At 66.2% G+C, this 9958-nt stretch carries 11 protein-coding genes; 4 read left to right on the top strand and 7 right to left on the bottom strand.

Translation table 11 applies throughout. The features are described 5' to 3' along the window. Window positions 1-216 precede the first annotated feature (216 nt). Together ACREBX_RS00265 and ACREBX_RS00260 are read right to left on the bottom strand one after the other, a co-directional pair. Complete coding sequence (locus tag ACREBX_RS00265) at window positions 217-1479, bottom strand: L,D-transpeptidase family protein (protein ID WP_431559752.1); 1263 nt, start codon at window positions 1477-1479, stop codon at window positions 217-219. A gap of 53 nt (window positions 1480-1532) precedes the next feature. After that, entirely contained in the window at window positions 1533-1784 is a 252-nt protein-coding gene (locus tag ACREBX_RS00260; protein ID WP_431559751.1) for a hypothetical protein, read from the bottom strand. A 236-nt stretch (window positions 1785-2020) separates the two neighbouring features. On the opposite strand from ACREBX_RS00260, the gene pip reads away from it, so the two are divergent. Next, window positions 2021-3112, top strand: a complete 1092-nt coding sequence (gene pip, locus ACREBX_RS00255) for a prolyl aminopeptidase (RefSeq protein ID WP_431559750.1) — start codon at window positions 2021-2023, stop codon at window positions 3110-3112. Here pip and ACREBX_RS00250 read toward each other — a convergent pair. The 4 genes from ACREBX_RS00250 to ACREBX_RS00235 all read right to left on the bottom strand — a co-directional run bounded on the left by ACREBX_RS00250 (window position 3092) and on the right by ACREBX_RS00235 (window position 7674). After that, entirely contained in the window at window positions 3092-5932 is a 2841-nt protein-coding gene (locus ACREBX_RS00250; protein ID WP_431559749.1) for a M16 family metallopeptidase, read from the bottom strand. The genes pip and ACREBX_RS00250 overlap by 21 nt on opposite strands. Before the next feature lie 338 nt (window positions 5933-6270). After that, window positions 6271-6690 carry an addiction module antidote protein gene (locus tag ACREBX_RS00245; protein ID WP_431559748.1) on the bottom strand — a complete coding sequence of 140 codons (420 nt, stop codon included), beginning with the start codon at window positions 6688-6690 and terminating at the stop codon, window positions 6271-6273. A 226-nt stretch (window positions 6691-6916) separates the two neighbouring features. Continuing rightward, the gene (bfr, locus tag ACREBX_RS00240) at window positions 6917-7399 is read right to left on the bottom strand and encodes a bacterioferritin (RefSeq protein ID WP_431559747.1); all 483 of its coding nucleotides are present in this window, start codon (window positions 7397-7399) and stop codon (window positions 6917-6919) included. A gap of 101 nt (window positions 7400-7500) precedes the next feature. Further along, entirely contained in the window at window positions 7501-7674 is a 174-nt protein-coding gene (locus ACREBX_RS00235; protein WP_037513974.1) for a (2Fe-2S)-binding protein, read from the bottom strand. Window positions 7675-7893: 219 nt separating this feature from the next. Here ACREBX_RS00235 and ACREBX_RS00230 point away from each other — a divergent pair, with 219 nt between their 5' ends. The 3 genes from ACREBX_RS00230 (at window position 7894) to purQ (ending at window position 9539) form a co-directional block, all read left to right on the top strand. Continuing rightward, window positions 7894-8520, top strand: coding sequence for a class I SAM-dependent methyltransferase (locus ACREBX_RS00230; RefSeq protein WP_431559746.1), 627 nt, complete (start codon window positions 7894-7896; stop codon window positions 8518-8520). A 108-nt stretch (window positions 8521-8628) separates the two neighbouring features. Beyond that, window positions 8629-8859 (top strand): phosphoribosylformylglycinamidine synthase subunit PurS, encoded by a 231-nt coding sequence (gene purS / locus ACREBX_RS00225; RefSeq protein ID WP_431559745.1) that lies wholly within the window; start codon window positions 8629-8631, stop codon window positions 8857-8859. A 14-nt stretch (window positions 8860-8873) separates the two neighbouring features. Further along, complete coding sequence (purQ, locus tag ACREBX_RS00220) at window positions 8874-9539, top strand: phosphoribosylformylglycinamidine synthase subunit PurQ (protein ID WP_431559744.1); 666 nt, start codon at window positions 8874-8876, stop codon at window positions 9537-9539. On the opposite strand, the gene ACREBX_RS00215 is transcribed toward purQ, so the two are convergent. Then, window positions 9501-9956: a hypothetical protein gene (locus tag ACREBX_RS00215; protein ID WP_431559743.1), complete on the bottom strand. Its 456-nt coding sequence runs from the start codon at window positions 9954-9956 to the stop codon at window positions 9501-9503. The genes purQ and ACREBX_RS00215 overlap by 39 nt on opposite strands. Between the last annotated feature and the right edge of the window lie 2 nt (window positions 9957-9958).

The following is a 9958-nucleotide window of genomic DNA, read 5'->3' as shown; positions in this document are numbered from 1 at the left end:
CCGGGGCCTGCCTGTCTTGAAGAAAAAGGCGGGTCCCGGGTCAAGCCCGGGATGACGAACAAGAAACGTCCGCTCACCACCCCAAAGCCTACACCCCATCATCGTCATGCCGGACTTGATCCGGCATTTATAGCGGATCCGTCGTCTGGACCCCGGATCCAGTCCGGGGTGACGAAACGGGCGAGCGATGATGAAATGCGGGATGACCGAAGGTCTTTACCCGTCACGCCCGTAGACGTCGTCGCGGAAGGCGATGCCGCGGTCGGTGGCGACGGCGGTGATGTAGGTGAGGTAGACGGGCACTTCGACCGGCAGCGCGACCGCCTGTTCGGGGGTTTTCGACTTGGTGTTGATCGAGCGGTGGAGCAGCCATAGCCCAAGCGCGCCGGCATTTTCGAGACGGATGCAGCCGTTCGAAAAATGGCGGTCGGGTTTGCCGAGCAGCGCGCGTTCGGGGGTGTCGTGGAGGTAGATGCCCTCGTCGTTGGGGAAGAGGAATTTGACGCGGCCCATCGAATTGGCGCCGCCGGGAAGTTCGCGGAGGCGCAGCGGCTGATCGCCGGCGGCAACCGCGGGCCAGTCGATTTCGGACGCGTCGAGCTTGCGCGGGTTGGGGCCCCAGTCGGAGAGCGCCTCCATGCGCAGCGAGGCGAGGCTGCGACCTGCCAGCACCTTGGGCGCGATGCTTTTCTGTGCGAGATAGTCTGGGACGTTCCAATAGGGGTTGAGGATCGCCCATTGCAGCTTGCCCGCGAGCATCGGCGTCTGCGTTTCGGGCGCGCCGACGACGACCTTCATCGTGCCCGCGCGCTTGCCGCCGCCATAATACCAGAGCTGCCCCGACGAGGCGTCGACGACGATGTGATAGACATAGGGGCCGGGCAGGATGCGCGTGCGGTCGAGGTTGAGGCGGAGGCGCGCCATCGCGTCCTTCGATGCGCCCTGTGCCAGCGCGCGGCCCATGAGCGCGCGGAGGCGGCCATAATGTTCGCTCATCCAGCTCATATTTTTCATATAGGCGCCGAAATCCTTGGGGAAGGCGGCGGCGCGAAGGACCGCGTCGGCGTCCGCCTTTTTCGGGCGAAGCGACTTGTCGGCATAGTCCATCTTTGCCTTGCCGGGGCTGCGCATGTCGCGGACGTAGCGCGCGAAGGATGTCGAGAGCGCGACATCGGCGCGCGCGAGCGCTTGCGGATCGCCGCTGCGGGCCTGGGCGATCAGCGCTTCGAGCTTTTCGAGATCGTAGGAGGAGGATTTGAGGTCATCGCGCGAGGCGGTCGACAAATAGCCGAGCAGGGTCGCGGCCTCGGGCCCGATCTTGCCCGCGCGGACCCAGAGCGGCTTATAGCCGCGCGCGGCGTAGAAGCGTTTGACGTCGCCGCCGGCTTCTTCGCGGATCGCGGCGGCGAGCGCCGACGTTGCCCCCTGCGCGGCAGGTGTCGCGAGTGCGGGCGGCGCGAGGGTGGTGCCGAGCGCCAGTAGCGAGAGGAAAAGGGGAGCGCAGCGATGCCGCGCTCCCCGAAGATGCGTGTTCAGCCGCGTTCTCCCAGCCGCGTCGGAGCGGGCGGCGGCGGAGGCGGGGGCGGCGCATAGTTCGGATGGTAAATGCCGTCCGACGTATAATAGCCGTCGATGATGCCGTCGCCGTCGCGATCGGCGGCGACGCTACCCGGAACCGCACCCGGCGGCGGGGGCGGCGGCGCGGCGGCGACTTCTTGCTGTTGTGAGCAGGCGCCGAGGGCAAGCGCCGCGACGGCGCCGAGCATGATGGGTTGGAAACGCATTAGACCACTCCTTTTTCCTGTGCCCGGATCGCTCCGGGCGCGAGTGCCCAACCCCGAACTTTCAGACATGCCGCCGAGTGAGGACGCGTCATCCATCCCGCGATCAGGGGTGATTTTTGAACGATGGCCTGACCAATAGGTTCCCGGGGTCCGCGCGGAGGCGGTGGACATGGCCGCGCGGGAAGCTAAGTCGGCATCGCGCCCGGCGGCGCGGGATAACGAAGAAAGGCACGATCATGGATTTTTCCCGGCTTCAGGCGACGAGCAAGATCGGCGACAACTGGGTCTATCCGCAGCCCCCCTTGCTCAACTTCGGCTGGCTCGAGGTCGATCGCGATCCAGCGCACCGCATTTACTGGGAGGAATATGGCAACCCGGCGGGCGAGGCCGTAATGTTCCTCCACGGCGGGCCGGGCGGTGCGTGTGCACCGGCGATGGCGCGCTTCTTCGATCCCAGGCGCTACCACGTCATCCTGTTCGACCAGCGCGGGTGCGGGAAGAGCGAGCCCAATGTGGCGTCGGCGGGGCCGGCGGTGGCTTTGGCGAAGAACACCACCGCCGACCTGATCGGCGACATCGAGAAATTGCGCGAGAAGCTGGAGATCAGCGGGCCGATGCATGTGTTCGGGGGGAGTTGGGGGAGCACGCTCGCGATGGCCTATGCGATTGCGCATCCGGCGCATTGCGCGAGCCTGATCCTGCGCGGCATCTTCCTCGGTTCGTCGGAAGATCTGCTCTATCTGTATCAGGGCAATGCGGCGACGTGGGAGGTCGATCCCTATGGGCTGACCGAACCCGGCGCCTATATGAAATATCCCGCGGAGTGGGCGGACCTGCTGTCGGTGCTGACACCGGCGGAGCGCAATGATGTGATGAAGTCGTACAAGGCGATTTTCGACATGGTGCCTGCGACCGAGGCCGAGAAGGCGCGGCAGCTGAAGGCCGCGCTGACATGGTCGCTTTGGGAGGGGGTTATTTCGAACATGATCCCGGAGACGGCGGACACGGGCAAGTTCGGCGAGGCCGATTTCGCGCTGTGTTTTGCGCAGATCGAGGCGCATTATTTTGCGAACGAGCTGTTCATCCCGGCGGGGCATTTCTTCGACAACATTGCCACACTCGCGCGCATCCCGGTGCATATTGTGCATGGGCGCTTCGACGAGGTGTGCCCGCTGACGCAGGCGTCGCGGCTGGTCGCGGCGCTGCGCGACGCGGGGAGCGCGCCCGCGACCTATGTGGTGACGAACGCCGGGCATAGCGCGATGGAGCGCGAGAATGCTCTCGCGCTCACCGCGATCATGGACGGGTTACCGCGCCTCGGCGCCTAAGGTGGGCGACTCCAGATCGAGCTTGCTCGCCGGGATGACGACGAGGTCGGGGCGGAGGGTGCGGAGCTTGTCGATGAATTTGGCAGAGTCGCCGACGACGATCAGCGAGGCGTTTTCGGGGGTGACGTTTTTCGTCGCGATCGCGTTCGCCGCTTCGGGGGTCACCGCGCCGAGGCGCGCGGCATAATCGAGCGCGTCGGCGGGCTGGAGGCCCTGAAGGATCAGGCCCGCGACGATCGCACCATAGCCGCCGCCGGTCTCGAGCTGGCGGCCGTAGGCGCCCTCGAGGAAAGCGCGGCGCTTGGCGAGCGCGTCGGGGGTGATCGGTTCGGCGCCGAGGCGCTTGAACTCGTTCAGGAAGATTTCGGCAACCTCGGTCGCGCTCTCGTTCTTCGTCTGCGCGCTGGCGCTCAATAGCGCGGTGTCGGCGCGCGCGGGCATCGAACTGTACGCGCCATAGCTCAGCGCGCGCTTGCTGCGCACCTCGGTGAAGAGGCGGCCGTTCGAGCCGACGCCGAGCACCGAATTGGCAAGGAGGAGCGAGGGATAATTGGCGCTCGACCGGCCGACCCCGCGCACCGCGGCGAGCACCGCGGCCTGCCCCGCGCCGGGCAGGTCGACGACGATCGTGCGCGGCGGCAGCGCCGCACCGGCGCGCGATTTTGGGACGACGGGGGCGGGGCCTTCGGCTTTCCAGTCGTCGAACAGGCGCTTGGCAAGCGCGCTGCCCGCGGCAGGATCGATCCCGCCGGTGACGACGACCGAAATGTTCGCGGGGTGCCACCAGGCGCGGCGATAGGCGACAAGGTCGTCGCGGGTGATCGCGGCGAGGCTCTGCATCGTGCCGCCGCTCTGCCCGCCATAGGGCGCGGCGCCATAGAGCAGGGGCTGCGCGACCATCGCGGCGATCGCGCCGGGGTTGTTCAGCGCGATACGGAGGCCATCGGTCATGCGTTTGCGTTCGAGTTCGAACTCGGCCTGCGGATAGCTGGCGTTCCGGATCACGTCGGCAAGGATCGTGCCGACCGCGTCGAGGTTCGCGGCGGGCGCAGTGACCGAGAAGATGCTGCCGTCGGGGCTGGCGCCCGCGTTGATCGTCGCGCCGAGGCTTTCGAGCGCGGCGGCGATGTCCTCGGCCGAGCGTGTCGCGGTGCCCTTGGCGGCGAGGTCGGCGGCCATCGTCGCGACGCCCGCGCGGCGCTTGGGATCGGTCGATGCGCCGCCGCCGATCACGACGTTCAATGTGGCAAGCGGGACGGTGCCGGTCTTGACCGCGACGACGCGGATGCCGTTGGCGAGGCGGCTTTCGGCGATCTTCGGCGCGGTTATCGCGGGCGCGGCGGTCGGCGCAGGGGGCGCCTGCCGCGCGGCTTCGGCGGCGAGTTCGTTGGGGGTGCCGGTCGCGGCGGGAACGCTCGGGAAGACGGGCATCGGCCTGGGGTTCGCCCAGCTTTTGGGGTCACCGTCGCCGGCGGTATAGCGCAGTTCGACGCGCGCCTTGGGATCGAGATAGGTTTTCGCGACGCGCGCGACGTCGGCCTTGGTGACTCGCGCGATCGCATCAAGGCGCTTGTTCGCGGCGGCGGGGTCGCCGGTGAGGACGAGCGCCTCGCCCAGTTCGAAGGCGCGGCCCGAGAAGGTCTCGCGCTCGGCGAGCGTCGAGGCGAGCAGCTCGGTCTTCGCCTCGGTGAGTTCGGCGTCGGTGACTTCGGCCGACGCGATATTGGCGAGCACCGCGTCGAGCGCGGCGGCGACTTTCTCGGGATCCTGCCCATCGCTGAGGATCGCGAAGGGGGTGATGCCGCCGGCTTCCTCGGTGAAGTCGACGCTCGCGTCGATCTCGCTCGCAAGGCCGGTGCGGATCAGCGCCTTGTGCAGCCGCGAATTCTCGCCGCTCGACAGGATCGCGTTCATCACTTCGAGCGCGGCGGTGTCGGCATGGCCGGCGCCGGGCAGCTTGTAGATCGCGCCGACCGCGGGGAGCGGGACGTTGGGGCCGGTCGCATCGACGCGGCGCGGCGCCATCGGCGGTTCGGTGCCCTTGATCGCGAGCGGGATCGCCTTCGCGCGCTTGGGGATCGCGCCGAAATAATTGTCGACGAGCGACTGCAGCCGCGCCTCGTCGAAATTGCCCGCGACGATCAAGGTCGCGGTGTCGGGGCCATAGAAGGCTTCGTGGAAGGCGCGCGCGTCGTCGAGCGTCGCGGCGTCGAGGTCGGCGATCGTGCCGATCACCGGGCGGCGGTGCGGCAGGACGTCGAAGGTGTTTTCGCTGAGGGCAAAGAAGAACAGGCGGCCATAGGGCGGCGCGAGCACGCGCAGGCGCAGTTCTTCCTTCACGACGTTGCGCTCGGTCTCGAACACCTCTTTGTCGACGACGGGGCGCGCCATGCGTTCGGCGTGGGTCCACAGCATCGTTTCGAGATATTGCGCGGGGACGGTTTCATAATAGTTGGTCCGGTCGAAGCTGGTCGACGCGTTGCGGACGCCGCCGACATCTTCGGTCAGACGGTTGATCATATTATACGGCATATTCACCGTCTTGCGGCTGAGGATATGTTCGAAGAGGTGCGCGAAGCCCGAGCGCTTTTCGGGGTCGTGCTTCGACCCGACATCGTACCAGACCGACACCATGACATTGGGGGTCGAATTGTCCTGCAGCGAGAGTATGCGCAGGCCGTTCTTCAGGATGCGTTCCTTATAGGCGATCGGCGGCACCTGCGTGGGCGCGCCGACAGGCTCTGCCGCGCTGTGGGCGGTCGCGGTCGTCGCGGTGGCCAGCGCGAGCATGGCAGCGCCAAGAAAAGGAAATGTTTTCACAAAGATGCCCCTTTGAAACTGGCCGGAAACCCGGCCGTCATGCGCGCAATTTTGCAGGGGTGGGGGCGATGTCAACACTTGTTCTACGAAGAGCAGGCGCGGGTTGATCAGGGAGATCGGCATTGCGCGGCGCGTGGGGGAAGGGCGGGTTCCGACCGGTAGTGGCCGTTCTTCTCCCCTCCCGCAGGCGGGAAGGGTCGGGGGTGGGCAGCGACGTTGCTATGGCCCACCCCGCTGCGGCTAGCCAGCAAGCTGGCAAGCCTCGCTGCCCCTCCCGCTTGCGGGAGGGGATACCCGCGCACCCACTCTTACGTCCGCTTCCCACCCCAAAACGGCCGCTAGACCCGTCCCGGCGCGCGGGCGCGGATGAAATTCTCGAGCGCGACGAACAGCATCTCGCGGGCATCGCCGCCGAGCATCTCGGCGGTCAGCCAGTCGAAGTGGACGCGGTCCCCGCGCGAGGCGGCGCCGACGATCGCGGCGAGCAGCGCCTCGTCGAAACTGACGCGCGGACAGCAGGGCGGGGCGACGGCGAAGGGTTCGGGCCACACATGGCCGATCGCCTCGACGACCAGCCGATAGCGCCGTGCGGCGAGAATATTGCCCCAGCGCCGTTCGAGTTCGGGCATCGGGTCGCGCTCGCTGCGGCGGCAAAGAATGCAGTATCTCAGCGCAAGGACCGCCTGCGCCGCTTCGACCGACAAATCGCGCACCAGCGGCTGCTCGGATAATTGGCGGATCAGCTCGCTGCTTTGCATGAGGTTCGTTTCTCCCGGCCCATGCAGTCCGTCCGTTCCGCTTTTCGAAAAAGATGCCGGCCGCTTTAAAGCGCAGCTTTAAGTTGCAGCGGCCGGCAGGAGGGGACTGCCTCACCTTGCTATTGAGAATTATTCGCAAATACAAGTGAAAAAAGAGGCGCTCGAAAGCGCCCCTCTTATCAACTACTTAGGGTGTTGACGTTGCCCGGAGGCCGCCGAATCACCGTCAGTCGTCGCCCGCGGGCTGCGACTGGAGCTGGATATAATTTTCGATGCCCATGCGCTCGATCATCTCGAACTGCTTTTCCAGTTCGTCGACATGATGCTCCTCGCTTTCGAGGATGTCGGCGAACAGGTCGCGGCTGACATAGTCGCGCACGCTTTCCGAATGGGCGATCGCATCCTTGAGCTGCGGGATCGCCTCTTCTTCCAGCGCGAGGTCGGCCTTGAGGATTTCCTCGACCGTCTCACCCACGCGCAGCCGGCCGAGCATCTGGAAATTGGGGAGGCCGCCAAGGAAGAGGATGCGGTCGGCGAGCTGGTCGGCGTGCTTCATCTCGTCGATCGACTCTTCGCGCTCGAACTTGGCGAGGCGCGCGACGCCCCAATTGTCGAGCATGCGATAGTGCAGCCAGTACTGGTTGATCGCGGTCAGCTCGTTCTTGAGCGCCTCGTTCAGAAAATCGATGACCTTTTCGTCGCCCTTCATGGTGTCAGTCCTGTCATTTTGTCTTGGGAATGGGATGGGCGCATTATAGGCGCCCCGGCCCCATCAGGCCAAGGTCAAAAATGGCGGAAAACCAAGAAAAATCAGGCGGTCGCGGCGACGTCGCTGATGATATTGCGAGCGAAAGGCAGGCATTGTCCGCACTTGGGTTTGCGACCCAATTGCGCATAAGCCGCCTTCGCGCACCGCAATTGGCCATCCCGCGCGACATCGCGCAGCTGGCTTTCTCTTATTGCGTTGCAGACACAGACGACCATGTGCGAATCCTTCTCAACAAGAGTGATGTAGGGCTAGTGCGACGGATTCGCAACAGGAAAGATGCGACTGGTTCGCAATCCTGACAAGGGGCGCATCGCGCCTCATTGTGCCGTGCGTTGCAGATGATTCGCGTCGATTCGCTGGCGACGACATCCGATCGTTCAGCGGGTGGCATGCTCCAACATGGTTTCGCTATGACGGGCAGGGAGGAGCAAGGGATGAGCACCGACTGGGACACCGTGCGGTCCTATGATCGCGTCGCGGCGGACTATGCCGCCGAAGCGGCCGCGACGCCCGAATGGGTCGCGACGGAGATCGACGCGTTCGTGGCCGGGCTGGGCGGCTCGGGCCGGGTGCTGGAGATCGGAAGCGGGGGCGGGCGCGATGCCGTTGCGCTCGAACAGCGGGGGGTCAGCGTCCGGCGCACCGACATTTCGAACGGTTTCGTCGATCTGCTTCGCGCGAGCGGTTTCGACGCCGCGCTGTTGGACCCGCTCACCGACGACCTGTCCGACCCGCAGCGTCCCGGCACGCCGTACGACGGGGTCTGGGCCTGTGCCTGCCTGATCCACGTCGCGCGCGCGGACTTGGGCACGGTATTGGGACGGCTTGCCGCCGCGACCCGGACCGGGGGTCGGCTGCATGCATCGGTCCGGGACGGCGATGGCGAGGATGTGACCTTGGAGGGTGGCGCGGCAGAGCCCCGGCGCTACGCCGAGACCTATTGGCGCGAGCCCGCGTTGCGCTCGGTCCTCACCGACGCCGGCTGGGTCGTTAACGAGGTGCGAAAGTGCATCGGCAGGCCCGGCGATCGGTGGTTGAGCGTTCGAGCAAGCCGGGCATGACGCACACCGGGTCCGGGTCCGGGCGGCGAGCTTTTGCTTGCCCCCCGCGACGTTCGCGGGCATAGGCGCGCGCATCATTTCCGCCCTTCCAAGCAAAGGTCCGCCCCCATGAAAGTGAATGTCTATGTGACGCTCAAGCCGGGGGTGCTCGATCCGCAAGGCAAGGCGATCCATCATGCGCTCGAGGGCCTCGGTTTCGGCGGCGTTGCGGACGTCCGCGCCGGCCGCTTCATCGAACTCGATGTCGCCGACGGCACGAGCGACGCCGACCTCGACGCGATGTGCGCCAGGCTGCTCGCCAACACGGTGATCGAAAACTACCGCATCGAACGTCCGTAAAGGGAGCCCAAGCCATGAAGACCGCCGTCATCGTCTTTCCGGGCTCCAACTGCGACCGCGACATGGCGGTCGCGCTGGGACAGGTCACCGGCAGCGCTCCCGCGATGGTGTGGCATCGCGAGACCGAACTGCCCGATGGCATCGACTTCATCGCGCTCCCCGGCGGCTTTTCCTATGGCGACTATCTGCGTTCGGGCGCGATGGCCGCGCGGTCGCCGATCCTGCGCAGCGTATCCGACGCCGCAGCGCGCGGCGTTCCGGTGCTCGGCGTCTGCAACGGATTTCAGGTGCTGACCGAGGCGCTGCTGCTGCCGGGCGCACTGATGCGCAACGCCGCGCTCAACTTCGTCTGTCGTACCGTGCCGCTCAAGGTCGAGAACAGCCAGTCGCTGTTCACCGCGGCCTATGCCGCTGGCGAGACGATCAACATCCCCGTCGCGCACCACGACGGCAATTATTTCGCCGACGCCGACACGCTCGACCGCATCGAGGGCGAGGGGCGCGTCGCATTCCGCTATGCCGATGACGTCAACGGCTCGGCGCGCGACATCGCGGGCGTGCTCAACGATGCGGGCAATGTGCTCGGCATGATGCCGCACCCCGAACGCGCGATCGATCGCGCGCACGGCGGCACCGACGGGCTACGCCTGTTCGAGGCGGCGCTCGGCGTTCTCGCCTGAGCGCACACGCGCTTCCTCGACCGACCGCACAGGTGTTTCCCTGATTGGGGACGCCCGTGTTTCGTTGCCATCCACGGCGACGGGCGCTGTGACACCGGGCTGCAGCCACCGCCCGAACAGCAGCAAGACCGTCGGCCAGAACATCGTATTCCAGATATCGTGCCAATGCGCCGCATCGGGCTGGATCGCCGAGCGGCCGAGTTCGGCCGTCACGTCGAGCCACTCGCCGCCGCACGCCATTGCGAGGACCACAAGCCACGCGACCACCCATCCGCCGCGCCAGCGCCAGACAAGTCGTACCGCAAGAAACACGGCCAGCCCGAAATAAATGTGCAACGCATCCTTATCGAGGCCCGTCGCATCGATGACCGACACTTTGCGCGCCTCGAACAGTGAGGCGATCTCGATTAAAGTCATGC

This window comes from Sphingopyxis sp. (assembly GCF_050725655.1).
GTDB lineage: Bacteria > Pseudomonadota > Alphaproteobacteria > Sphingomonadales > Sphingomonadaceae > Sphingopyxis.
This window is presented reverse-complemented; position numbering and strand designations above follow the sequence as displayed.